The organism is Halopseudomonas oceani, from assembly GCF_963677335.1.
Lineage (GTDB): Bacteria > Pseudomonadota > Gammaproteobacteria > Pseudomonadales > Pseudomonadaceae > Halopseudomonas > Halopseudomonas oceani.
This window is the reverse complement of sequence record NZ_OY781932.1, coordinates 3,956,780-3,981,069: the sequence shown is the minus strand read 5'-3', so window position 1 is coordinate 3,981,069 and position 24,290 is coordinate 3,956,780. Positions and strand designations below refer to the sequence as shown.

Here is a 24,290-nt window from a genome sequence, read left to right as displayed (position 1 = left end):
GTCGCATTGCCAGTGCAATGGGGAATGATTATCATCTCCTCTCATTTTTTCAACGGAGAGGCGTTTCCATGTCTGTGATCCGCAAACTGGCAGTCTTCGGTCTGGCCTTCAGTACCCTGAGCGGTGTTGCTCAGGCCAAGGAACTGGTTGTTTACTCGGCGCGTCAGGATCACCTGATCAAGCCGGTATTTGACCTCTACACCGAGAAGACCGGTACTACCTTCCAGTTCATCACCGACAGCGAAGCGCCGCTGCTGGCGCGCCTGAAAGCCGAAGGCGCCAACACCCCGGCCGACCTGTTGATCACTGTCGATGCCGGCAACCTCTGGCAGGCTGAGCAGCAGGGTGTGTTGCGCCCGGTCGAGTCCGAGGTCATCAGTGCCAATATTCCGGCCAAGTACCGTTCTGCCAACGGTTACTGGACTGGGCTGTCGCTGCGCGCCCGCACCATTGCCTACTCCACCGAGCGGGTTGATCCGGCCGAATTGAGCACCTATGAAGCGCTGGCGGATGAAGCCTGGGCCGGCCGCCTGTGTCTGCGCACTGCGAAGAAGGTGTACAACCAGTCGCTGACCGCCACCATGATGGAAACTATCGCTGTCGAGCGCACCACTGAAGTTCTGCAGGGCTGGGTCAACAACCTGGCGACACCGGTGTTCCCGGATGATACCGCGCTGCTGAACGCCATCGAGGCCGGGCAGTGCGATGTCGGTATCGTCAACAGCTACTACTTCGGTCGCCTGGAAGCCGCCAATCCTGACCTGCCGATCAAGCTGTTCTGGCCGAACCAATATGACCGTGGCGTTCACGTCAACATCTCTGGTGCCGGTGTTACCCACTACGCCAAGCATCGCCGCGGTGCGATTGCCTTCCTCGAGTGGCTGACCACTGAAGAAGCCCAGCGCGTGTTCGCTGATGTTAACCAGGAGTTTCCGGCTAACGAGTCGGTCGCGCCGTCCGAAGAAGTGGCCTCCTGGGGCTCATTCAAGCGTGATGACGTCAATGTGGAAGTAGCAGGACGCCGTCAGGCTGAAGCCATCATGTTGATGGATCGTGTTGGCTGGCACTGATCCAGCGCGATTTTGCCGATATACTGCACGCCCGGCCTCGCCGGGCGTTGTTGTTTTCGCTGGTTGAACTCGCAGGAGTCTGAGTGCCGTTTCCGTCCGTTGTTTCCAAGCCCCATTGGCGCGCCGTAGCCTACGTAGGCGCCGCGCTGGTTTTGATGCCGCTGCTGGTGTTGGCACTGAGCTGGAACAGCCTGGACACGACCATCTGGAACCACCTGCTGGAAACCCAGATGATGCGCTTGCTTGGCAACACTCTGGTGCTGACAGTCGGTGTTGCCTCAGGTGTGGTGCTGCTGGGCGTCAGTCTGGCCTGGCTGACCAGCCTGTGCGAGTTTCCGGGGCGACGTTGGCTCGATTGGGCATTGATGCTGCCGTTTGCGGTACCAGCCTATGTGTTGGCCTTCGTCATGATCGGTCTACTGGACTTTGCCGGCCCCCTGCAAACCTTCCTGCGCAGCTGGCTGGGCAACGACTTTCGGATGTTCTCTATCCGGTCCACCGGCGGTGTGATCTTTGTGCTGGTGCTGGTGTTCTATCCGTATGTTTATATGCTGGCTCGCGGCGCGTTTCTGGCACAGGGGCGCGGCTTGATGGAGGCAGCGCGTATTCTCGGTCACAGCCCCTGGGCGGCCTTCTGGCGGGTGGCGCTGCCGATGGCGCGTCCGGCGATTGGCGCTGGCGCGGCGCTGGCGGTGATGGAAACCCTGGCAGACTTCGGGGCGGTTTCGGTATTCAACTACGACACCTTTACTACTGCCATTTATAAGACCTGGTACGGCTTCTACAGCCTGCAGACCGCCACCCAGCTCGCCAGCCTGTTGCTGCTATTCGTGCTGCTGGCTCTCTACACCGAGCGCCGAGCACAGGGCAGCAGGCGCTTTCCCGGTGTCGACAAGCCGCGCCAGGGTGCACTGTTCCGCTTGCGGGGCGCGCGCGGCTGGCTGGCTACCGGTTATTGTCTGCTGGTCCTGGCGACGGCCTTTATCATTCCGCTGTTGCAGTTGTTCTACTGGCTGCTGACCAGCGATCGCAACGACTTTGATGACCGCTATTGGTCGCTGATTCGCAATACTCTCGCGCTCGGCGGAATCGCTGCGCTGATGACGGTTGGCGCCGCGCTGATGCTGGTGCTGGCGCGGCGGATGCAGCCTGTTCGACGTATCCGTTCGGCAGTGGCGCTGGCCAATCTGGGCTACGCGCTACCGGGCTCGGTGCTGGCGGTGGGCATCATGTTTGCGTTCAGCTTTGCCGATAATCAGCTGCTGGTGCCGCTGCAGGCCTGGCTTGGGCTCGAAGAACCAAGGCCCTGGTTGCTGGGTAGCCTGTTTGCGTTGCTGCTGGCGTATCTGATTCGCTTTATGGCGGTTGCCAGCGGACCGGTAGACACCTCGCTGGCACGGATTCGGCCCGCTCTGCCTGAGGCGGCGCACAGCCTCGGACATTCCGGTTTCAGCGTGTTCTGGCGCGTCTATTTGCCGCTGCTGGTGCCCGGGTTGCTCAGCGCCAGCCTGCTGGTGTTCGTTGATGTGCTCAAGGAAATGCCGGCAACGCTGCTGATGCGGCCCTTTGGCTGGGATACCCTGGCGGTGCGCATCCACAGCCTGACAGCCGAAGGCGACTGGCCCAGAGCCGCGTTACCGGCCATTACCCTGGTCGCGACCGGGCTTCTGCCGGTCATTGTATTGATCCGCCGCTCTGCCCAGTCGATTAGTCGCAGCAAGGTGCGCTGATCGACGGACTGCACAGAGGACGGGTTTGCGGCTACAATTCGGCCTTTGCAACCCCCGGACTGAAGGACGGCGCAATGGCCTTGCGGACCCCCCTGTATGATCAGCACCTTGCTGCTGGTGCCAAGATGGTCGATTTTGGCGGCTGGGATATGCCGATCAATTACGGCTCTCAACTCGAAGAACATCATCAGGTACGCCGCGCCGTCGGCATGTTTGATGTGTCCCACATGACTGTCGTCGATGTGGCTGGCAGCGAGGCCCAGGCCTACCTGCAATATCTCCTGGCCAACGACGTTGCCCGCCTGAAGGCGCCTGGCAAGGCGCTCTACAGCGGCATGCTGAACGAGCAGGGCGGCGTGATTGACGATCTGATCGTCTACCTGGCAAGCGACGGTTACCGGGTGGTGGTCAACGCCGCGACGCGCGAGAAAGACCTGGCCTGGATGAACCTGCAGGCCGAATCCTTTGCCGTCAAGCTGACTGAGCGTGCCGAACTGGCAATGATCGCGGTACAGGGCCCGCAGGCGCTGGAGCTGGTCAAATCGGTGGTCAACGATGACCGCGCAGCGCTGATCAGTGACCTGAAGCCCTTTCAGGGCCTGGCGTCTGGCGACTGGTTTATCGGTCGTACCGGTTACACCGGTGAAGACGGTCTGGAAATCATGCTGCCTGCCGAGCAGTCTGCCGATTTCTGGCAAACGCTGCTGGCCGCTGGCTGCAAGCCGTGTGGTCTGGGTGCGCGCGACACCCTGCGTCTGGAGGCCGGTATGAACCTGTACGGCGCCGACATGGACGAGAGTATTTCGCCACTGGCCGCCAATATGGCCTGGACCATTGCCTGGGAACCAGCCGAGCGCGATTTTATCGGCCGTCAGGCACTGGAAGCCCAGAAAGCCGCCGGCGACCAGCCCAAGCTGGTGGGCCTGGTGCTGGAGGAGCGCGCTGTGCTGCGTGGCCACCAGAAGGTCATCGTCGACGGTGTTGGCGAAGGCGAAATCACCAGCGGTACCTTTTCCCCGACCCTGGGTTACTCCATCGCGCTGGCCCGTGTGCCCCGTGCGACCGGCAGCCGCGCCAAGGTCGAAATTCGCGGCAAGCTGCTGGACGTGCGCGTGGTCAAGCCCTGCTTCGTACGCAACGGCCAGTCGGTCATCGAATAAGTATCACGTTAAACCCCCGAGGATATTCCCATGAGCAACATTCCCGCCGATCTGCGTTACGCCGCCAGCCACGAGTGGACCCGTCTGGAAGCCGATGGCACCGTGACCGTTGGTATCACCGACCATGCGCAGGACCTGCTGGGCGACGTGGTTTTTGTCGAGTGCCCCGAGGTAGGTCGTGAAGTCGCTGCCGGTGAAGAGTGCGCGGTGGTCGAGTCGGTCAAGGCCGCTTCCGACATCTACGCGCCGATCAGTGGCGAAATCATCGCCGTCAATGACGCCCTGGCCGACTCCCCCGAGCTGGTCAACAGCGCACCGTACGGTGAGGCCTGGTTCTTCAAGATCAAGCCGAGCGACAGTGCCGAACTGGACAAGCTGATGGACGCCGCAGCCTACGGCGCCTCCATCTGACCGGTTGTTTTTGCTGTAGTGCTGAAGCCCTGATTCGCGTCGGGGCTTTTTGCTTTCACACTTTGCACAGGTACACCCCATGAGCCACACCCCGAGCCTCGTCGAGCTGGAACAGACCGACGCTTTTATTCGTCGCCATATCGGCCCGGACGCCGCCGAACAGCAGGCCATGCTGTCGACCCTGGGCGCCGCGTCGCTGGAAACGCTGGTTGCCGAGACCGTGCCGCAGAGCATTCTGCGTACCGATCTGCTGGCGCTGGATGGTCCGCGCAGCGAGGCCGAGGTGCTGGACTATCTGAAGCAGGTTGCCGGCCGCAACCAGATCTTCACCTCCTGCATCGGCATGGGCTACCACGGCACGCTGACGCCGACCGTGATCCTGCGTAACGTGCTGGAAAACCCGGGCTGGTACACCGCTTACACCCCGTATCAGCCGGAGATTGCTCAGGGTCGCCTGGAGTCGCTGCTGAACTTCCAGCAGTTGACCATCGACCTGACCGGCATGGAGCTGGCCAGCGCCTCGCTGCTGGACGAAGCCACTGCCGCAGCCGAAGCCATGGCCCTGGCCAAGCGGGTTGCCAAGAGCAAGAGCAACCTGTTCTTCGTTGACCAGGATTGCCATCCGCAGACCATCTCTGTTGTGCTGACCCGCGCCGAGGCCTTTGGCTTCGATGTGGTAGTCGACGACGTCAGCACGCTGGGCGACTACGAGGTGTTCGGTGCGCTGTTCCAGTATCCGACCACCTGGGGTGAAATCCGCGACCTCAAGCCGCTGATCGAACAGGTTCAGGCGCAGAAAGGTCTGGCCTGCGTGGGCGCCGATCTGCTCGGGCTGACCCTGCTGACCCCGCCGGGTGAACTGGGCGCCGACGTGGTCTTCGGCTCGGCTCAGCGCTTCGGTGTGCCGATGGGCTACGGCGGGCCGCACGCGGCGTTCTTTGCCACCCGTGACGCTTACAAGCGCGCCATGCCGGGCCGCATCATCGGCGTGTCCGTTGATGCCCGCGGCAACCGCGCCCTGCGTATGGCGCTGCAGACCCGCGAGCAGCACATTCGCCGCGAGAAGGCCAACTCCAACATCTGTACCGCGCAGGTGCTACTGGCCAACATCGCCAGCTTCTACGCGGTCTACCACGGCCCGCAAGGCCTCAAGCAGATCGCCGAGCGGGTGCAGCGCTTTACCGCGATTCTGGCTGAAGGCCTGAGTGCGCAGGGTATCGAGCGTCGCAACGCGACCTTCTTCGACACTCTGACCCTGAAGGTGCCGGGCAAGGCCCGCGAGATTCTTGAACGCGCCCGCGCCGCACGTATCAACTTGCGGGTAATTGATGCCGATCACCTGGGCGTGAGCCTGGATGAAACCACTACACGCGCGACCATCGATCAGTTGCTGGCCGCCTTCGCCGGTGCCGCGCACGGTCAGGATGTCGCCACGCTGGATGCCAAGGTCAGCGCCACCGACATGGGCATTCCGGCGGCTCTGCGTCGCACGTCCGACTATCTGACCCATCCGGTGTTTAACAGCTACCACTCGGAAACCGAGATGCTGCGCTACATCAAGTCGCTGGAAAACAAGGATCTGGCGCTCAACCACTCGATGATCCCGCTCGGCTCGTGCACCATGAAGCTGAACGCCACCACCGAGATGATCCCGATCACCTGGCCGGAATTCGGTCAGCTGCACCCGTTTGCTCCGCTGGCGCAGGCCGAAGGCTACAAGCAGATGATCGACGAGCTGGAGGCCATGCTGCGCACCATCACCGGTTTCGACGCTATCTGCATGCAGCCGAACTCCGGCGCGCAGGGCGAGTACGCCGGTCTGCTGGCGATCCGCAAGTTCCATGAAAGCAACGACGAAGGTCACCGCAACGTTTGTCTGATCCCGACTTCGGCGCACGGTACTAACCCGGCCTCGGCGATGATGGCGAGCATGCGGGTGGTACTGGTCAACTGCGACGAGCAGGGCAACGTTGACGTAGCTGATCTGCGCCAAAAGGCCGCCGACAACGCCGACAACCTGTCCTGTCTGATGATCACCTACCCGTCGACCCACGGTGTCTATGAGGAAGGTATCCGCGAGATCTGCGAGATTATTCACCAGCACGGTGGTCAGGTGTACATGGATGGCGCCAACCTCAATGCGCAGGTAGGTCTGACCCGTCCGGCCGACATCGGTGCCGACGTGTCGCACATGAACCTGCACAAGACCTTCTGCATTCCGCACGGCGGCGGTGGCCCGGGCATGGGCCCGATCGGCGTCAAGGCGCACCTGGCGCCCTTCGTTGCCAACCACCCGGTGGTACCGCTGGATGGCCCGAATCCGGAAAACGGCGCGGTTAGTGCGGCGCCGTGGGGCAGCGCGAGCATCCTGCCGATCAGCTGGACCTACATCGCTCTGATGGGTGCCGTCGGTCTGCGTCAGGCCACCTCGGTTGCGATCCTCAACGCCAACTATCTGGCCAAGCGTCTGGGTGATGCCTATCCGGTGCTATATAGCGGCCGTAACGGCCGGGTGGCGCACGAGTGCATCATCGACATCCGTCCGCTCAAGGCTGCCTCGGGTATCAGTGAAGAGGATGTGGCCAAGCGTCTGATGGACTTCGGCTTCCACGCGCCGACCATGTCCTTCCCGGTAGCCGGAACCCTGATGATCGAGCCGACCGAAAGTGAGTCCAAGGCTGAGCTGGATCGCTTTATTGATGCGATGCTGACCATCCGTGCCGAGATCCACAAGGTCGAGCAGGGCGAGTGGACGGCAGAGGACAACCCGCTGCACAACGCGCCGCACACCTTGGCTGACATCACCGGCGACTGGCAGCGTGCCTACAGCCGCGAGGAAGCCGTGTTCCCGCAGCCCTGGGTCGCGGCCAACAAGTTCTGGCCGAGCGTCAACCGGATCGACAACGTGTACGGTGATCGCAACCTGTTCTGCGCCTGCCCGCCGATCGAAGCCTACGAAGGCTAAGATCGACCCCGTCAGGAGAGAGAGGTGCTGCCCTCTCTCTCCTGGTGGGTTCTGCTAAGCGTCAATTCCACTTCTACGCCGCCTTCCGCGCGGTTGTTCAGGCTCACCTGGCCGTGATGCAGTCTGGCGATTTCCCTGACAAAACTCAGCCCCAGACCGGTGCTCTTGCGCTGGCCGTCCGGCCGCGGCAGGGAATAGAAACGCTCAAACACCCGATCCAGGGCGTAGTCCGGCACCGCCGGGCCGTCGTTGCGCACGCGCAGGCTCAGCGCCGCCCCGCTGTTGCTGATCTGCAGGGCAACGGCGCCATCGGGCAAGCTGAACTCGATAGCGTTGTCGAGCAGATTGCTGATCGCCTGTTCAAGCAGGAAGCGATCCCCCATCAGTGTGCTGTCAGCGTCGCATTCCTGCGTGAGTGTCAGGCCTTTGCGCTCAGCCAGTGGACGTTTGGCTTCCAATTCGAGCGCGGCAATTTCTGCCAGATCAACTCGCTCGGTTTGCTCCAGCTGTTGACGCTTTTCGACGCCGGCCAGTGACAGCAGACGATCGACCAGCCGCTGCAGACGCAGCGACTCGCCGTCGATATTGGCCAAAAAGCGCGCGCGCATCGGCTCGGGGACATTCGCCTCCTGCAGCAGCTCGGCGGCGCCGCGGATGGCCGACAGCGGTGACTTCATCTCGTGGGTCAGGGTATGCACGTACTGCTCGACATAGGCCTTGCCGTCGATTTCGCGGCGCATCGCTTCGGTAGCGGCGGCCAGCCGGGCCAGCTCTTTGTCCGCCAGCTGCGGCGGGCTGACTCGCTCGCCGTGGCGCACTTGCTCGACATAGTCCACCAGCCGCCTGACCGAGCGATTCAGCCAGAACGCCATGCCGGCGCCAAGCAGCAGGGCGCCAAACAGAATCAGGCCGCCGCGCTGCCAGAAATAGCCGTGGGCTAGGGTGATGAACGGATGCAGACTGGCGTTGGGCTTACCGAGGGTGAGCACGCCGACGAGCTGACCGCCTTGATAGACCGGCGCGGCGATGTACATCAGGCTGCTGGTGTCGTCCTCGGGGTCGATCCGCGTGGTGCGCGCACCGTATTTCCCTTGCAGGGTCAGCGACACGTCCCGCCACAGTGAATAGTCTTCACCAACCTGCTGTGGGTCGGTGTGGTAGAGCACTGTGCCGTTAAAGTCGGTCAGGTAGATCACCAGTTCGGTGCCGGTCTTGTGCCGTGACCAGATCTGCGCATCCAGCTGGCGGGCCAGATAACGATTGATGGCGGTAGCAAACGGGCTGTCTGCAGCAAAGCCCTCTTGCCAGTGCTGCTCGGCGATCTCGGCCAGCAGATTGGCGCTGTCGACCATGACCTCTTCGCTGGCCTGGCGTACGGACGAGGGCACCTGATTGAGGATGCTGTTGAGAAACAGCACCGTGGCCAGTCCGGCGATAACAAACCATCCGAGCAACAGGCGGGTGCTGAGGCTCATGCGTCTGCACCTGGCAACTGCGGGTTAATGCTGTAGCCCAGTCCCCGGTGGGTAACGATGGGGTCGTGGCTGGGTAGGATGCGTTTGAGCTTGGTGCGGATGCCCTTGATGTGGGTGTCGATCACCCGGTCGAGACTGGCACCAGGATCGGCCCAGACGGCTTCCATCAACTGGTCACGGCTGAGAACGTGCTCGGGACGGCGCAGCAGGGTGCTGAGAATCAGATACTCGTAGCGGGTCAGTTCCAGCCACTGCTGGTGGTAGCGAATCCGTCGCCGCTCAGCATCGTGCAGAAATAGCTCGGCCGGCGCTGACTGCTCGCTGGCGACAGGCTCGGCCCGGGTGCGACGAAGAATCGCGCGCACCCGGGCGGAAATCTCCCGCGGGCTGAACGGTTTGACTACGTAGTCGTCGGCACCAATCTCCAGCCCGACGATGCGGTCGACTTCTTCCTTGCGCGCAGTCAGGAACATAATCGGCAGGGCGGAGAACTGGCGAATACGGCGACACAGCTCAAAGCCGCTTTCATCGGGCAGGCCAACGTCCAGCACCAGCAGGTCGACCGGGTTGTCGCGCAGCCATTGCATGCCCTCGCCCGCCAGGCCGCACCAGTGCACGTCGAAGCCTTCGGTGCTCAGGGCATACACCAGCGCATCGGCGATCGCGGGCTCGTCCTCGATAATTAGAATCCTGTCCGGCATGGTCTGCTCTGTCCGTGAATCGTCCGCCGATTGTCGCGGTTTCTCCGCAGCGAGCGCAATCACGAGGCGGGTTCCTCCAGCCAGGCGGTGACCACGTAGCGTAGCGGCCCGCCGCTGGTCAGGGCGCGGAACGGGTAGCAGGTGACCAGCCGCAGCTCCGCGCGTTCGTATTGCAGGATCATTGGCTCATTGCGACTGTCGACGATGCGCTGGGTCGCCACGCGGTAGCGGTACTCTTGGCCATTGGCAGCCTGCAGGGTGAGAACCTGCCCGGTTTTCAACTGCTCGACAAAGGCAAAGTGGCTGTCCTGGTGGCCGGCCAGCAGCAGGGTGCCGGTCTGCCCTGGCGCCACACCGTTGTCCAGTTGCCCCGGGCCGAAGGCCAGGGCCTGACCGCTGACGCTGTCGAGCACGTAGCGGGCCTCGCCGTCGGGCGTGGTCAGTTTGGCAACCGGCCAGGTATCGGCCCAGGGCCAGGGCTTGCTCGGCGTGCCCGCCTGCAGTTGCTCGGCCCAGGCGTCGGCAATCAACCATTGGGCAAGCCACGCCTTGGCTTGCAGCCAGCTGCCCTGGGCTGCGACAGCCACGGCACCCAGTAGCAGTACGATGGCAATCAGCTTACGCATGGCGCGGTTTCCAGTTCAGGACCAGCAGACCGGCCAGCAACAGCGCGAGTGCCAGCGCCCAAAGGCCATTGAGGCCGAGCGAGGTCTGCGGGTACAGGCGATGGTCGACCGGGTTCAGGTTTGGCACCAGTTGGCTGTCGAGCGGTTCGTCAGCGGCGCGTACCGGTTGCTCCTCGACGGCGACGAAGCTGGTGAAGCGGCTCATCAACTGGTGCTCCAGCGCCACCGGCAGGACCAGATCGCGCACTTCGTCCTCACCAGCACCCTCGTTCAGACGGTCCATGGCGGCTTCGATCTTGCGTCGTGCCCAGATTCTGGCAATGCCATTGCCTTGCTGCGGCTCGGGGATCTGCAGGTGCTGCTCCCACAGCTCCGGTTGACGGCCGTGCAGGGCCACTTTCTCTGGCAGTTGGTTCAGTTTCATGGCGATCAGCAATGGCTGGTCCGAGTACAGGTCGGGCAGCTTTTGCGGCCAGATTTCGGCATCGATGCCTTCCGGCAGTTCCAGCTGCAGGTGGGTCAGTACCGGTGACTCCAGTTTCTCGAACAGCCGCTCCATGGATTGTTCAATGCCGCTGCGATCATCAATCGAGGTGAACTGGCCGCGGCCGACTTCGGCTGCCTTGCGCAGCAAGAAACTGTTGGGCGAAGCGCCAATACCGACGGTGAAGATCCGCGCCTGACGAAGGCGCTGCTGGATCATTTTCAGCACTTCCCGTTCGTTGCTGACCGAACCGTCGGTGATGAAGATCAGCTGGCGCAGGTAGCCTGCCTCATTCGGTTGGGTCAGCGCTGCGCGCAGCACCGGCAGCATTTCGGTGCCGCCACCGGCTGGTAGCCCGGCTACCCAGCTGCGGGCCTCACTCAGGTTCTCTTCGTTGGCCGCGACCGGTTCACGGTAGAGCATGCTGTACTCGCTGTTGAATTCGAGCACATTGAAACGGTCTTCGGGCTGCAGGCGGCCCAGCGCGTGAATCAGGCTGTCACGTGCCTGGCGGATGCGTTCGCCCTGCATCGAGCCTGACGTGTCGAGAATCAGAAAGACCTCACGCGGCTGGCGCTGCTGACTGACCGGGGCAGCGGCGGGAGAGAGCATCATCAGTGCGTAGTGGTCCTCGCCTACCTGCTCGGTGAAGACCGCCACCTGATTGCCTGCTTCGCTCGGCAGTTGCCAGTTGAGAACAAAGTCGCGATCCATAACCACCGGATTTTCCAGCAGTTGAACGCGGTAGCGGCGGCCGTCAAAGTGGCTGCTGATGGCGTGGCTGGGGCTGCTCAGGCTGTGTAGTGCAAAGCCGCTATCGAGGGTGATCTGGATGTCGGCCTGATGGGATGGACCGTCGCGCCACAGGCTGCCAGCAATGGGGCCTTCCGGACTGGCAGAGCTGCCGCGTGGTGTGTGCTGTTGGCCATCGACCGGCTGCGGGCGGGCGTTGTAGCGCGGCGTCATGGTCAGCGGCAGACGCAGGCTGTAACGTCCGGCGTCCGGTTGCAGCAGTTCGGTGTAGCTGAGGATGACGCTGATGGTTTCGCCCGCGCCGATGTTGGCGACCGACGTACTGAACAGATTGGGGCGCTGCTGTTCGACCAGGCCGCTGCGTTGGCCGTTGTCACGCGCCTGCTGGTAGGTCTTGCGGGCTTGCTCGCGCTCCTGGATCTGGCCGTTGATCCGGCGCTCCCCGATTTCCAGCGTCATGGCGTGGATGGCGGCGCTTTCGCTGGTCGGCAGCACATAGCGGCCTTCGGCAAAGGCGCCACCGGGGTTGCTGAAGGATTGGCGAATCTGTACTTCGGCCACCGGGCCGCTGATCTGCACTTGCATGTCGGTGTTCAGCAGCAGCGCTGGCTGCCAGCTGCCGTCATCGGAGCGCAGCAGGAACATGCCTGTCTCAGGACTGTCTGTAGATGCTTGAACGGCGTTGCTTAACAGGCTGGCACACAGCAGCAGCCAGGCGATTGCGGTTTTCATGTCGGGTCTCCCTGATGGACTATGCCGGCAGTGTGGCGACCCTGTTTGTGCTGATTATGTGGTTTGTGTGTGGTTTGGGACGTCTCTCAACGGTACATTGTTCAACGAGTTCAACGTTGCTGGAGCATTCCTGCCTATGACTGACACTGACAGCCAGACCACCCGCACCGAGCTGGACGCCATTATCGAGGCGTTGCACCGGGACAAGCGCAAGCGGGTGCGCAAGCTGTTGCGTGGCATGCATGTGGGTAAGGTGGCCAGTCTCCTGGAGGCGCTTGATGGGCCGCAGCGTATGGCGCTCTGGCAACACATCGATGATGACCGTGAAGAGCAGGTGCTTAAGCATCTGACGCCGCTGTTGGGTGCTCAACTGCGCCGTGAGCCGGACACCTCCGACCTGACCGACGAGGAAGAGGAAGGCGAAGGCGCCACTACCCAGATTGCCCGGGTCCGTGATGCGCTGGAAGCGGGCAAGTTCAAACGCGTCGGCAAGGCCTTTCGGCAGATGCACCCGGCCAAGGCGGCGGGCCTGCTTGAGGCCCTGCCACCTGCCGAGCGGACTACGGTCTGGGAAATGCTCGATGCCGAGCGTGCAGGCAAGGTGCTGGTTCACCTGCATGACGAGGTCCGCGCCCGCCTGGCGCTGGAGATGGACGAGGACGAGCTGGTTGCTGCCGCCCGCAAGCTCGATCTTGATGACCTGGTTGACCTGATTCAGGCGCTGCCAAGTGACAGCGGTCGCCAGCTGCTGCAGGCGATGGACGTACGCAAGCGGCAGCAGTTGATGTCGATGCTGTCCTACCCGGAGGACTCTGCCGGCGGTCTGATGAACACCGACCAGATATCGGTGCGGGTCGATGTCCGGGTGGGCTCTGTGCTGCGCTACCTGCGGTTGCTCGAAGACCTGCCGGACCATACCGACAAGGTGATGGTGGTCGACCGTAAGAACCGCTATCAGGGGGTGCTGCGACTCAGTCGCCTGCTGACCAGCTCGCCAGAGGTGCTGGTCAGCGACGTGATGGATGGTGATTTCCAGCCGCTCGATGTGATGCTCCCCAGCCACGAAGTAGCGCGTCGCTTCGAGGATCTGGATATTCTGTCAGCCGCGGTGGTTGATGAAGACGGCCTGTTGCTTGGCCGCATCACCGTCGACGATGTGGTCGATCTGATTCGGGAAGACTCCGAACGCACCATGATGAGCATGGCCGGTCTTGACGACGAAGCCGACATGTTTGCGCCAGTGCTGACCAGCAGTCGGCGCCGGGCGGTGTGGCTGGGTATCAACCTGGTCACCGCTTTTCTGGCGGCCTGGGTTATCGGCCTGTTTCAGGGCACGCTGGAGCAACTGGTGGCGTTGGCGGTGCTCATGCCGATTGTCGCCAGCATGGGCGGTATTGCCGGTAGCCAGACCCTGACGCTGGTGGTGCGCGGCATGGCGCTCGGTCAGGTAGAGGGTGGTAACGCGCGGCTGCTGCTCAGCAAGGAGATCGGCATCGCCTGCCTCAATGGTGTGCTCTGGGCGCTGGTGGTGGCGGCGCTGGCGGTGGCCTGGTTCGGGAACTGGCAGCTCGGTGCGGTGATTGCGGCGGCGATCCTACTCAACCTGCTCTGTGCAGCGGTGTCGGGGCTGGCCATTCCGCTTTTGCTGCGTCGCTTTGGCGTCGATCCGGCGCTGGCCGGCAGCGTCATCCTGACCACGGTGACCGACGTGGTGGGCTTTCTGGCCTTCCTTGGTCTGGCGACGCTGTTTCTGCTCTGAGTCTGAGGTGGCGATCAGTCGATCGGGTTGCTGACGCTCTCGATCTCGCGTTTGACGTACATCGGATCGTCAATGTTGCGAAACTTCACATCGCTGATGCCACGGCCGGTCAGCTTGACCGTGCCGTAGCCGAACATCCGTCCCCAGACGCTTTGCTCAATTTCCACTGTCTCAATGGAGCTGAGCTTCATTTCCTCGGTGTGCCGGCTGATGATGCCGGTTTTCAAGATAACCCGCTTGTTAGTGACGCCCTGTTCAATGGAGCGCAGCCGGAAGTACTCATACAGCGCAATCAGCCAGGTCAGGCCCAGGCTGACTAAGCCCAGGACCAGCCAGCAGTACATGGGTACCTTGGCGAACCAGTGCAGCTGAAAGATCTTGTGAATGACCTCGCCGCTGGACAGCGACTCCTCAATGTATGACATGACCTCATTTCCTCTGAACGGTTGCAGCTGGGCACTCTAGCGAATTCGCTGCGGCTGGGACAGTGTTGCCCGATGCCCAGTTCCGGTTCGGTGTGCTGAATTGAATATGTAGCTTGCTAAATAAATCTATCGGAGTAGACTTTATGGTTAGCAGGCTAACTATATTCGAGGTTATCCATGAATCAGGATCAAGCGGCTTTGGCGTTGCACGAAACGTTGAAGCCTTCCATGGGCGCAGCGATGGGGCGAGTGCATCGGCTCTGGCGCGCCGCAATCAATCAGGCAGTCGGTGAGCTGGGTATTACCGAGGCGCGCTGGAGCGTGATGCTACACCTGGTCAAGGTGGGCGAGGGCTGCACCCAGCAGGTGCTGGCGGACGAACTGGCGATCGAGATGCCGTCGTTGACGCGGACGCTGAATCAGTTGCAGGAGCAGGGGCTGATAGAGCGGCGCCGCGACCCCAGTGACCGCCGCGTTCACGCTCTATGGTTTACCCCGGCTGGGCATCAGCGGGTCGCGGATATGCGAGTGCATGTGGAGCAAGTGCGCAAGAAAATCTACGCGGGCTTGAGCGACGCCCAGTTGGACGCCTTTGCTGAAGTGCTGCTGGGTATGGAAGCCAACGTCCGAGCCTTGCTCGCAGGCGAGCAGGAGGTGTCTGAATGACACCGGATCAGGTTTTTGCGCGTTGGGTGCGCGCGTCGCTATTGCTGTTTGCAGTGGTGTTTTGCTACTTCCTGGCGGCGGATCTGTGGATGCCGCTGACGCCCCAGTCGCGGGTCATTCATCCGGTTATCCGTGTGGCACCGCAGGTTTCAGGTCAGGTCGTCGATGTTGCCGTCGTGGACAACCAGCATGTCACTGCCGGTGATCTGCTCTTCAGGATTGATTCTCGCCCTTATGAACTCGCGCTTCAGCAAGCACAGCTGGCGCTGGAGGCTGCCGAGCGAGATAACGCCGGCATTGATGCTTCAATCGCCGCAGCGCGGGCGCAGGTACGTGCTGCCGAGGTACGCAGCGCCGAGTTGGGGCGTGAGCGCGACCGCATGCAGGCACTGCTCACCAGCCACAACGTCTCGCGGCAAAGTTACGATCAGATTCTCGCCAGCCAGCAGGCGGCTCAGGCAGAGGTGACGAGCCTGCGGGCGCAGGTGCAGCAGCTGGAAGTGCAGCGTGGTGATGGTGATCAGGACAACCTTCGTTTGCGTCAGGCACGCAATGCGCTTGAGCAGGCAAGGCTGAACCTCAGCTACACCGAGGTGCGGGCCGAGAGCGATGGTGTGGTATCCAACCTGCAGGTTCGTCCCGGCACCTACGCCGTTGCCGGTAACTCGCTGGCGGCGCTGGTTGCGGATGATGCCGATGTAGTGGCAGATTTCCGCGAGAAGTCGCTGGTGCATATGGATATCGGCGAGCCAGCGGCGGTGGTCTTCGATGCCATGCCGGGGCGGGTATTCCGCGCTCACCTTGCCGGCATCGCCGCAGGTACCCAGCAGGGCCAGCTGTTACCTGATGGTTCGCTGGCAGCGCCGGAAACCTCTGACCGCTGGGTACGTGACGCCCAGCGCCAGCGAGTTCATCTGACGCTGGACGAAGAGCCCGGACTGCTGTCGACATTCCCCACTGGCGCACGCGCCACGGTGCAGTTGTTCCCGGTGGGCGGGCCTGCTCACTGGCTGGGTAGCCTGCAGATTCGCCTGATCAGCCTGATGCACTACATCTACTGAGGCCGTCATGAAACCCATTCTGCTGACCAGCAAGCGGCACCTCGACAGTAACGACGTGCGCCAGTGTCTGCGTATTGCCTTTGGCGGCATGCTCGGTTTCTTGCTGTGCAAGCTGATGGGCTGGAACTACGGTGCGTTCTTCGTGGTGCAGCCAATTTTGCTGCTGGGATTGGTGCCGGTCATCAATGCGCATCTGTTGCGGCAGTTCATTGCCAATATGCTGGTTGTAACCTTGGCGGTATTGGTGGTGCAGGGGATGTTCGGTGACAAGCCGGTGCCGATGACGCTGTTGGTGATGGGCATGTTTGCAGCGTTGTTTGCTCAGATGAGCCGTGGTCCCAACTTCTTGTTTGGTGCCATGTCGGTCGTCAACATGTCGATGCAACTGCATTTTGCCAGTTATCCGCAGTCCGATATTGGCGACATTGTGGCCAGTAATATCGTATCGGTGTTCAGCACCCTGTTCATTGCCTTGTTGATGCAGGTGGTGTTTCCCGATGTTGACCCGCGCAAGCCCCGTCCGGCGTTGAACAAGTCGGCCAGCACCCGGCGCCATGAGGTCATTTTGGCCACCATAGTGGCGACCCTGTCGTATATCGTGTTTCAGGTATTCAACCTGCAGAGTGGACTGTCGGCGCAGGTGGCGAGCATTCTGGTGCTGTTTCCCTTGAACTGGCGCGGCGCCGGGCCGGCTGGCTGGAACCGGGCGCTGGGGACGCTGGTAGGCTGCAACCTGGGACTGGTCGTTCAACTGGTGTTGCTGGATCACTTCGACGTGCTGCCATTTGTGGCTGCGGGGCTCTGGGTCTGCCTGATGTTGTTCGCCCGTGTCCATATGCTGGAGGGCGGTTCCGGTGCGGGCTTTGCTGCACTGACCACTATGGCAATCCTGTTTGGTCAATACCTGACACCGCGGCAAGACTTGTTCTACAGTGATTTGTACCGGTTCTGGTCGCTGTCACTGTCAGTGCTGCTGTCATTATCGGCGATCTATCTGTTGCACCTGTTGCTCGACCGTTTTGCAGCTACCCGCTGGGCTCCGCCGACGCCGGTTTCGGTTTGACCGTAGTGTCTGGGCTGGTCGGCGGGTATCATGTGCCGACCTTCCTGGCTGGGGAATTCCTGCATGTTGCGGTTTTTGCGTCCGGTGCTGTTCGTTTGCGGCATCCTGGTACTGATCATGGCCGGTCTGATGCTCAGCGTCGCGGTTTTCGCCTGGTGGCGTCAGGACCCGGAAATGCAGGTTTTCCTGACGTCATTTGCCATTACGCTGGCCTGCGGTCTGTTGCTGGTGCTGGGGTGCCGTGATCGGGGGTTTCATCTGGTTTCGCGCCAGCTGTATCTGCTCACCAGTCTCAGTTGGGTGCTGCTTTCACTGTTCGGCGCACTGCCACTGTTCTTCAGCCACTTTCAGCTCAGTGCCGAAGACGCCGTGTTCGAAGCGGTGTCTGGCATTACCACCACCGGGTCTACCATCCTCAGCGGTATCGAGAACCTGGCACCGAGCTTGCTACTCTGGCGCTCGCTGCTGCAATGGATCGGCGGTTTGGGCGTGATCGGCATGGCGGTATCCATCCTGCCGTTTCTGCGTGTTGGTGGTATGCGCCTGTTCCATACCGAGTCTTCCGACTGGTCGGACAAGTCGATCCCGCGGGTGCAGTCGCTGGCCCGCATGCTGGTCGCGACCTACCTGGGGCTGACGATCAGTTGTGTGTTTAGCTATTGGCTGGCCGGCATGAATCTGTTCGACGCGGTCAACCATGCCATGGCGACCGTTTCCACTGGCGGCTTTGCTACCGATGACCGCTCCATGGGGCGGTTCCCGCTGGAGGTGCTGTGGGTGTCGATTCTGTTCATGACGCTCAGCGCGTTGCCGTTTACCTTGCTGATCGCCTTTTTTCGACGTCCCTCACTGCATGTGCTCAACAACCAGCAGGTGATCGGCTTTCTCTGCATCATCGGCGCGGTATCGCTGCTGCTGACTGCTGACCTGATTGATCTGCATGTCGCAGAGCCCTTCGTGGCCTTTACCCAGGCCACCTTCAACCTGGTGTCGGTGATTACCACCACCGGCTTTGCGTCGGCCGACTACACCCAGTGGGGGACCTTCAGTATTGCCCTGTTCTTTGTGGTGATGTTCATTGGCGGTTGCTCCGGTTCCACCAGTGGCGGCATGAAGGTGTTTCGTTTCCAGCTCAGCTACCTGTTCCTGCGGAGCCAGATCAACAAGCTGATCCACCCCAACGGGGTGTTTGTTACCCAGTACAACGGCAGACCGGTGCAGGATGACATTATCCTCTCGGCCGTGGCCTTCTCCTTTCTGTTTTTCATGACGCTGGCTGTGGTAACGCTGTTGCTGGCGCTGATGGGCCTGGACTTGCTGACCAGTCTGACTGCAGCAGCGACAGCGTTGACCAACGTAGGGCCGGGGCTGGGCGATATCATCGGGCCGGCCGGTAATTTTGCTACCCTGCCGGTGCCAGCGAAGTGGCTACTGTCGTTCGCGATGCTGATGGGGCGGCTGGAGCTGCTGACGTTGATGGTGCTCTTTACGCCGGTGTTCTGGCGTGGCTAACGTACGATTGAAAGGGGAAGGTGCATGATGCGCATCATCGTGCTGGGCGCCGGCCAGGTTGGTCGTAGTCTGGTGGAACAGTTGGTCGGCGAGAAAAACCACATTACGGTGGTGGACCGCGACCCTGAACGTTTGCAGCTTCTGCAGGAAATGCACGGCGCCCATGGGATAAAGACGATCTGCGCCCACGGAGCTCATCCGGTCACTCTGTCCAAGGCCGGCGCCGAGGATGCCGACATGCTGGTGGCAGTGACCAATAGTGATGAGGTCAACATGATCGCCTGTCAGGTCGCCCAGTCACTGTTCAATGTGCCGAACAAGATTGCCCGGGTCCGAGAGCAGGGATATCTAACTCAGAACCGGGCCTTGTTTGCCAAGAGTGCGGTGCCGGTCGACGTGCTGATCAACCCTGAGGCGCTGGTAACTCAGCACCTGAAAAAACTGATCCGCTACCCGGGGGCCCTGCAAGTAATCAATTTCGCCGACGGTCTGGCGCAGCTGGTAGCCGTGCGTGCCTCCAATGGTGGTGCGCTGGTGGGGCAGCGTATTTCCAAGCTGCGCGAGCGTTTGCCAGCGGTGGAAATCAGGGTGGCGGCGATCTTTCGCAAGAACCATGCGGTCATCCCCGATGGGGATACTCTGATTCAGGATGGGGATGAGGTTTTCTTCGTCGCCGCCAGGCCAGATATCCGGTTGGTCCTCAACGAGCTGCGGCGGCGGGAAAAACCCTACAAGCGGATCGTTATTGCCGGTGGTGGCAATATCGGTGCGCGGCTGGCCAGCGTGCTGGAAGATGACTATCGGGTGAAGATCATCGAGCAGGATATGGGGCGTTGCCAGTACCTGTCGCAAAACCTGCGCCGTGCAACTGTCCTCAATGGCAGCGCGTCAGATCGTGAGCTGTTGCTGGAGGAGAGCATTGAGTCGGCGGATGTCTATCTGGCGCTGACGAATGACGATGAAGCCAACATCATGTCGTCAATGCTGGCCAAGCGGATGGGCGCCCGCACGGTGATTACCCTGATCAGCAATCCGGCCTACGCCGACCTGGTGCAGGGTGGCAGTATCGATATCGCCATCTCGCCACAACAGGCCACCATCGGTGCTTTGCTGACCCATGTGCGGCGCGGTGACGTGGTTGCGGTACACTCGCTGCGTCGCGGTACGGCTGAGGCGATGGAAGCGATTGCCCATGGTGATCCACAGAGTTCGCAGGTAGTGGGCAAGCGGATAGACGAGTTGCCGTTGCCGCCAGGGGCTATGGTCGGGGCGCTGGTGCGCGGTGAGGATGTCATGATCGCCCACGATAGTACTCAGATTGAAGAAGGTGACCACGTTATTGTCATCGTGCCCGACAAGCACGATATGCAGGCGATTGAGCGGTTGTTTCAGGTCGGCCTTACTTTCCTGCTTTAGCCGATGTTGCACCTCAGCGGTCATCGCCCGCCAAACGGCAGGCGATGGGAGGCTAGCCTTGGCGCCTAGTCTGCGTCCCGCAGCTCGAGCATCAGGTCGTCGGTGAGGTTTTCCAGCGCATCGCGCAGCGCATCCAGATCGGTCTGCGGATAGACGCCGAGGCGGGCTTCGGCCTTGAACAGCAGATCGGCGCTCATCGGCGCAGGCGCGCACTCGGTTTCCAGTGACTCTACGTTGACGCCGTGAATGGCCAGTACGCGAGAGACTTCGTGCACAATCCCGGCACGGTCGTTGGCAACCAGACTCAGCTGCAGGGTGCGCTGTTGAGGCTCTTCTGCCTGCCCGCTGATGGCGACCTGGACATTGATGCCCTGAGCGCTGAGGCCTTCCAGGTCAATGCGCAGCGCTTCCAGCTGATCATTTGCCACGTCGACGCGCAAGATCCCGGCGAACTGTCCTGCCATGCGCGCCATCCGACTTTCCAGCCAGTTGCCGCCATGCCGATTGATGGTCTGCGCCAAGCTTTCTACCAGGCCGGGTTTGTCGGCGGAGATGACGGTGATTACGAGCGGGGTGGTCATGCGATGTCTCCTCAGGTCAGGCGGTGATCAGCCTTGATAATAGTTACCGCCGGTGGCGGTCATTTCCTGGCAGTTCGCTTCCAGGTTTTCGAAGTCGTATTCGGACAGGCCAACGTATTCGAGAATGGCTGAGCCGACGGTGTTCCACTCGTGGTCAACCGGATGATTGCCCAGCACACGGTAGGCCTGGCAGATATGCTCTGCCATTTTCAGGATGGCCAGCAGGTTCTTCTGTACCGGATCGTTGCCCAGCGGGGAAAGGAACACCTGCTCGGTGTTGTGGTGGCTGGCGATGGCGTCGCACAGGTGGCGCGGCAGCAGCCAGGATTTGGCGGTGTAGTAGCCGATCACCGCGTGGTTGGTGTTCATTCGATCGTTTTCCACATCGACCAGGCGTACCTGATCCTGTGCGTAGGATTCTTCCATCACTTCGATGTAGTAGGGGAAGCGACTGAGCATTAGCGGGATGCCGCAGTTGTGAAACAGGCCGAGGGCATAGGCCTCGTCCGGCTCGACACAGCCGATACGCTTGGCCAGCGTCATGCAGGTCATGGCTACGTCCTGCGCGCTGTCCCAGAAGCGGTTCAGGTTGACGATATTCTCATCGGTCAGCTCGCCACGAATGGACTGGGCGTTGACGATATTGACCACGCGGCTCACGCCGAGCAGGCTGACCGCTTGTTGAATCGAGCTGATACGGTTGGCCAGGCCAAAGAACGGGGAGTTGACTACTTTCAGCAAACTGCCCGAAAGCCCCGGATCCTGGCTGATCAATCTGGCGATGACCTTCGGATCCGGGTCTGGCATCAGTTGCTCCATCTGCAGGTCGACCATGATCTGCGGCTGCGGTGGTACGCTGATGCCTTGCAGGGCGTTACTGATCTGCTGGTCGGTGAGCTCCGATGTCATGGCCTGGGTCCACTGATGAGTTGAACTACCGAGTTTAGCCGGAGACTGGGGCGCTTGGCACCCTGTATAATGGCCCGCTGCCTACATTCTTTCCTTGCCTGCTTCAGGAGCCCCCTCATGTCTTTGCCCAGCCTGCGACTCAACGCCAATGCCGACCGGCGTATTCGGGGAGGCCACCTTTGGGTCTTCAGTAATGAGGTGGATACCGCGCTGACGCCGCTGACGGCCTTTGAGCCGGGGCAGCAGGCACAGCTGGAAGCTGCGGGTGGCAAACCCCTCGGGCTGGTCTGTGTCAGCCCCAACAACCTGATCTGTGCGCGCCTGTTCAGTCGCGACACCCGTCACCCGCTGGACAAGTCTCTGCTGGTGCATCGCTTCAAGGTGGCCCTGAGCCTGCGTGAGCGGCTGTTCGACAAGCCGTTCTATCGTCTGGTTTACGGCGAGTCGGATTTTCTGCCGGGGCTGGTGATCGACCGTTTTGGCGACTACTTCGTAGTGCAGATCGCCAACCCCGGTATGGAGCAGGTGCGCGGCGACATCGTTGATGCGCTGGTGCAGGTGTTCAAACCGCAGGCTGTGCTGTTCAAGAACGACAGTGGCGCGCGCAAGCTGGAAGGGCTGGAGTCCTACGTTGAGGATGCGTTCGGCGAGATGCCCGAACTGGTCGCCCTGGAAGAGAACGGCGTGCGTTTTGAAGCCCCGGTGCGCGAGGGGCAGAAAACCGGCTGGTTCTACGATCACCGCGCCAACCGCGCGCGTCTTGCGCCTTATGTCGCGGGCAAGCGGGTGCTGGATTTGTACAGCTATGTCGGCGGCTGGGGCGTTCAGGCAGCCGCCTTCGGAGCCAGTGAAGTCATGTGCGTTGACAGCTCTGCTCCGGCGCTGGACCGGGTGGAAGCTAACGCAGAGCTCAATGGCGTGGCGGAAAAGATGCTGGTGGTAGAGGGCGATGTGATGGCCGCGCTGAAGGAACTGAAGAGCGCCGGCGAGCGCTTCGACGTGGTGATTGCCGATCCGCCGGCCTTTATCAAGAAACGCAAGGATATTCGCAACGGCGAAGCCGCGTATCGTCGTCTCAACGAGCAGGCCATGCGGCTGCTGAACAAGGACGGGATTCTGGTTTCGGCATCCTGCTCCATGCACCTGGAAGAGGATCGTCTGCGTGATGCCCTGCTGGGTGCCAGCCGCCACCTGGACCGCAACCTGATCATCACCGAACGAGGCTTCCAGGGCGTGGACCATCCTCTGCACCCGGCGATTCCGGAGACCGGTTATATCAAGGCTTTGTTTTGTCGGGTGACGCCGGCCTGACGCCGGCTTCATACCGGCGAGCGGCAAGCCGCAAGCTTCAAGCTGCAAGCTGCAAGAAAAAACCGCGCGGAGTTGAATCGCGCGGTTTTTTTATGCTGACTTTAGCCGCAGCTCCTTATTTAAACCCTTGTGAATCTCGCTGCAGGTGCGAATCTGGTTTTGCTTCCAGCTGCTGCGCGTCAGCGCAGACTGATGACCGGCCAGCCCTGGGCTTCGGCGTGGGCGCGCAGGGTGTCATCCGGGTCTACCGCGACGGGATGGTCGACCATGCTCAGCAGCGGCAGGTCATTGTGCGAGTCGCTGTAGAAGTGACTGCCTTCCAGGGTGCGATTATTTTCCAGCAGCCAGCGCTCCAGTCGGGTGACCTTGCCGTCGCGGAAGCAGGGAATGTCGGCGGTGCGTCCTGTGTAGCGCCCGTCAGTCTTCTCGCACTCGGTCGCCAGCAGAATGTCGACGCCCAGGTGGCGGGCTATCGGGCCGGTGATGAAGCGGTTGGTGGCGGTGATGATCATCAAGGTGTCGCCGGCCTGACGGTGGCGCTCGATCAGTGTCTGCGCCTTGGGTAGCACGATGGGCAGGATCTTCTCTTGCATGAACTGCCGGTGCCACGCATCGAGCTGCTCTGTCGGGTGCTCGCCGAGTAGTTGCAGGCAGAAGTTCAGGTAAATCTGAATGTCCAGCCGTCCGGCCAGATAGTCGTTGAAGAACTGATCGTTGCGTGCCTTGTACTCGTCCGGATCGACGATCCGATGGGCAACGATGAACTCGCCCCAGGCGTGGTCGCTGTCCCCGCCAAGCAGGGTATTGTCGAGGTCAAAAATGGCGAGTGACACGGGTGTTCTCCTGAGTCGGTTGGCGGCCCGCTAGAATAATCGAGTCCGTCGGTAAATGCCCGTAATCACTGACATCAATCGGTGGCATATCCGTAATTGCTGCTACGCCGTGCTTTGTGGAACAATGCGGTGATAATTGAATAAGGGATAGTGGCTGTGATTGACCCCGATGGTTTCAGACCCAACGTCGGCATCATCCTGACCAATGAGTTGGGGCAGGTGCTTTGGGCAAGGCGCATCGGCCAGGATTCGTGGCAATTCCCGCAGGGCGGCATTCAGCGTCATGAAAGCCCCGAGCAGGCGCTTTACCGCGAGTTGCATGAAGAGGTTGGTCTGCTGCCTGATGATGTCGAAATTCTTGCCTGCACCCGTGGCTGGCTCCGCTATCGTTTGCCGCAACGCCTGATCCGCAGCCATTCGCAGCCGGTCTGTGTCGGGCAAAAACAGAAGTGGTTTTTGCTCAGACTAAAGGCCGAGGATCAGCGGGTTTGCATGACCTGTAGCGCAAAACCGGAATTCGACGGCTGGCGCTGGGTCAGTTACTGGTATCCTCTGGGTCAGGTTGTCCCATTCAAACGCGATGTCTATCGGCGTGCCATGAAGGAACTTGCGCCGAGACTGCTCTCTAGCCTGCCGGGTAGTTGAAT

The 24,290-nt window shown here is 61.3% G+C and carries 21 protein-coding genes; 13 read left to right on the top strand and 8 right to left on the bottom strand.

Going from position 1 to position 24,290, the window contains the following annotated elements; all coding sequences use genetic code 11:
- Nucleotides 1-68 precede the first annotated feature (68 nt).
- The 5 genes from ACKPCU_RS18405 to gcvP all read left to right on the top strand — a co-directional run bounded on the left by ACKPCU_RS18405 (nt 69) and on the right by gcvP (nt 7,336).
- A complete protein-coding gene (locus ACKPCU_RS18405) occupies nt 69-1,070 on the top strand; it encodes an extracellular solute-binding protein (RefSeq protein WP_321348925.1) in 1,002 nt (333 codons plus the stop codon).
- A 155-nt stretch (nt 1,071-1,225) separates the two neighbouring features.
- Nucleotides 1,226-2,800, top strand: a complete 1,575-nt coding sequence (locus ACKPCU_RS18400; protein ID WP_407651865.1) for an ABC transporter permease — start codon at nt 1,226-1,228, stop codon at nt 2,798-2,800.
- Between the two features lie 74 nt (nt 2,801-2,874).
- The gene (gene gcvT, locus ACKPCU_RS18395) at nt 2,875-3,960 is read left to right on the top strand and encodes a glycine cleavage system aminomethyltransferase GcvT (RefSeq protein WP_321348921.1); all 1,086 of its coding nucleotides are present in this window, start codon (nt 2,875-2,877) and stop codon (nt 3,958-3,960) included.
- A gap of 30 nt (nt 3,961-3,990) precedes the next feature.
- Entirely contained in the window at nt 3,991-4,371 is a 381-nt protein-coding gene (gene gcvH, locus ACKPCU_RS18390) for a glycine cleavage system protein GcvH (protein WP_104738793.1), read from the top strand.
- A 79-nt stretch (nt 4,372-4,450) separates the two neighbouring features.
- Nucleotides 4,451-7,336, top strand: a complete 2,886-nt coding sequence (gene gcvP / locus ACKPCU_RS18385; RefSeq protein ID WP_321348920.1) for an aminomethyl-transferring glycine dehydrogenase — start codon at nt 4,451-4,453, stop codon at nt 7,334-7,336.
- Nucleotides 7,337-7,347: 11 nt separating this feature from the next.
- Here gcvP and creC read toward each other — a convergent pair whose 3' ends face one another.
- The 4 genes from creC to ACKPCU_RS18365 are packed head-to-tail and all read right to left on the bottom strand — an operon-like array spanning nt 7,348 to nt 12,107.
- Nucleotides 7,348-8,811, bottom strand: coding sequence for a two-component system sensor histidine kinase CreC (creC, locus tag ACKPCU_RS18380; protein ID WP_321348919.1), 1,464 nt, complete (start codon nt 8,809-8,811; stop codon nt 7,348-7,350).
- Nucleotides 8,808-9,512, bottom strand: coding sequence for a two-component system response regulator CreB (creB, locus tag ACKPCU_RS18375; protein WP_104738845.1), 705 nt, complete (start codon nt 9,510-9,512; stop codon nt 8,808-8,810). Before creB ends, creC begins: the two co-directional genes overlap by 4 nt.
- A gap of 59 nt (nt 9,513-9,571) precedes the next feature.
- Nucleotides 9,572-10,138 carry a class GN sortase gene (locus ACKPCU_RS18370; protein ID WP_321348917.1) on the bottom strand — a complete coding sequence of 189 codons (567 nt, stop codon included), beginning with the start codon at nt 10,136-10,138 and terminating at the stop codon, nt 9,572-9,574.
- On the bottom strand, nt 10,131-12,107 hold the full coding sequence (locus ACKPCU_RS18365) for a marine proteobacterial sortase target protein (protein WP_321348916.1): 1,977 nt from the start codon (nt 12,105-12,107) through the stop codon (nt 10,131-10,133). The genes ACKPCU_RS18370 and ACKPCU_RS18365 overlap by 8 nt, the downstream gene beginning before the upstream one ends.
- A 136-nt stretch (nt 12,108-12,243) precedes the next feature.
- On the opposite strand from ACKPCU_RS18365, the gene mgtE reads away from it, so the two are divergent.
- The gene (gene mgtE / locus ACKPCU_RS18360) at nt 12,244-13,866 is read left to right on the top strand and encodes a magnesium transporter (protein WP_104738798.1); all 1,623 of its coding nucleotides are present in this window, start codon (nt 12,244-12,246) and stop codon (nt 13,864-13,866) included.
- Between the two features lie 14 nt (nt 13,867-13,880).
- On the opposite strand, the gene ACKPCU_RS18355 is transcribed toward mgtE, so the two are convergent.
- The gene (locus ACKPCU_RS18355; RefSeq protein ID WP_104738799.1) at nt 13,881-14,291 is read right to left on the bottom strand and encodes a PH domain-containing protein; all 411 of its coding nucleotides are present in this window, start codon (nt 14,289-14,291) and stop codon (nt 13,881-13,883) included.
- Nucleotides 14,292-14,468: 177 nt separating this feature from the next.
- On the opposite strand from ACKPCU_RS18355, the gene ACKPCU_RS18350 reads away from it, so the two are divergent.
- From ACKPCU_RS18350 to trkA, 5 genes are all read left to right on the top strand, one after another.
- Entirely contained in the window at nt 14,469-14,957 is a 489-nt protein-coding gene (locus ACKPCU_RS18350) for a MarR family winged helix-turn-helix transcriptional regulator (RefSeq protein WP_104738800.1), read from the top strand.
- A complete protein-coding gene (locus ACKPCU_RS18345) occupies nt 14,954-16,018 on the top strand; it encodes an HlyD family secretion protein (protein WP_104738801.1) in 1,065 nt (354 codons plus the stop codon). The genes ACKPCU_RS18350 and ACKPCU_RS18345 overlap by 4 nt, the downstream gene beginning before the upstream one ends.
- 7 nt (nt 16,019-16,025) lie before the next feature.
- Complete coding sequence (locus ACKPCU_RS18340) at nt 16,026-17,081, top strand: DUF2955 domain-containing protein (RefSeq protein WP_321348912.1); 1,056 nt, start codon at nt 16,026-16,028, stop codon at nt 17,079-17,081.
- Between the two features lie 63 nt (nt 17,082-17,144).
- Complete coding sequence (locus ACKPCU_RS18335) at nt 17,145-18,593, top strand: TrkH family potassium uptake protein (RefSeq protein ID WP_104738803.1); 1,449 nt, start codon at nt 17,145-17,147, stop codon at nt 18,591-18,593.
- A gap of 27 nt (nt 18,594-18,620) precedes the next feature.
- Nucleotides 18,621-20,009 (top strand): Trk system potassium transporter TrkA, encoded by a 1,389-nt coding sequence (gene trkA / locus ACKPCU_RS18330; RefSeq protein ID WP_104738846.1) that lies wholly within the window; start codon nt 18,621-18,623, stop codon nt 20,007-20,009.
- Nucleotides 20,010-20,074: 65 nt separating this feature from the next.
- On the opposite strand, the gene ACKPCU_RS18325 is transcribed toward trkA, so the two are convergent.
- On the bottom strand, nt 20,075-20,590 hold the full coding sequence (locus ACKPCU_RS18325) for a glycine cleavage system transcriptional repressor (protein WP_321348909.1): 516 nt from the start codon (nt 20,588-20,590) through the stop codon (nt 20,075-20,077).
- Nucleotides 20,591-20,617: 27 nt separating this feature from the next.
- Nucleotides 20,618-21,499, bottom strand: coding sequence for an HDOD domain-containing protein (locus tag ACKPCU_RS18320; protein WP_104738805.1), 882 nt, complete (start codon nt 21,497-21,499; stop codon nt 20,618-20,620).
- Between the two features lie 117 nt (nt 21,500-21,616).
- Here ACKPCU_RS18320 and ACKPCU_RS18315 point away from each other — a divergent pair, with 117 nt between their 5' ends.
- Nucleotides 21,617-22,810 (top strand): class I SAM-dependent rRNA methyltransferase, encoded by a 1,194-nt coding sequence (locus tag ACKPCU_RS18315; RefSeq protein WP_321348905.1) that lies wholly within the window; start codon nt 21,617-21,619, stop codon nt 22,808-22,810.
- Between the two features lie 179 nt (nt 22,811-22,989).
- On the opposite strand, the gene ACKPCU_RS18310 is transcribed toward ACKPCU_RS18315, so the two are convergent.
- Nucleotides 22,990-23,643: a histidinol-phosphatase gene (locus ACKPCU_RS18310; RefSeq protein WP_321348903.1), complete on the bottom strand. Its 654-nt coding sequence runs from the start codon at nt 23,641-23,643 to the stop codon at nt 22,990-22,992.
- A gap of 156 nt (nt 23,644-23,799) precedes the next feature.
- Here ACKPCU_RS18310 and rppH point away from each other — a divergent pair, with 156 nt between their 5' ends.
- Nucleotides 23,800-24,288, top strand: coding sequence for an RNA pyrophosphohydrolase (rppH, locus tag ACKPCU_RS18305; protein WP_104738847.1), 489 nt, complete (start codon nt 23,800-23,802; stop codon nt 24,286-24,288).
- Nucleotides 24,289-24,290: the final 2 nt, after the last annotated feature.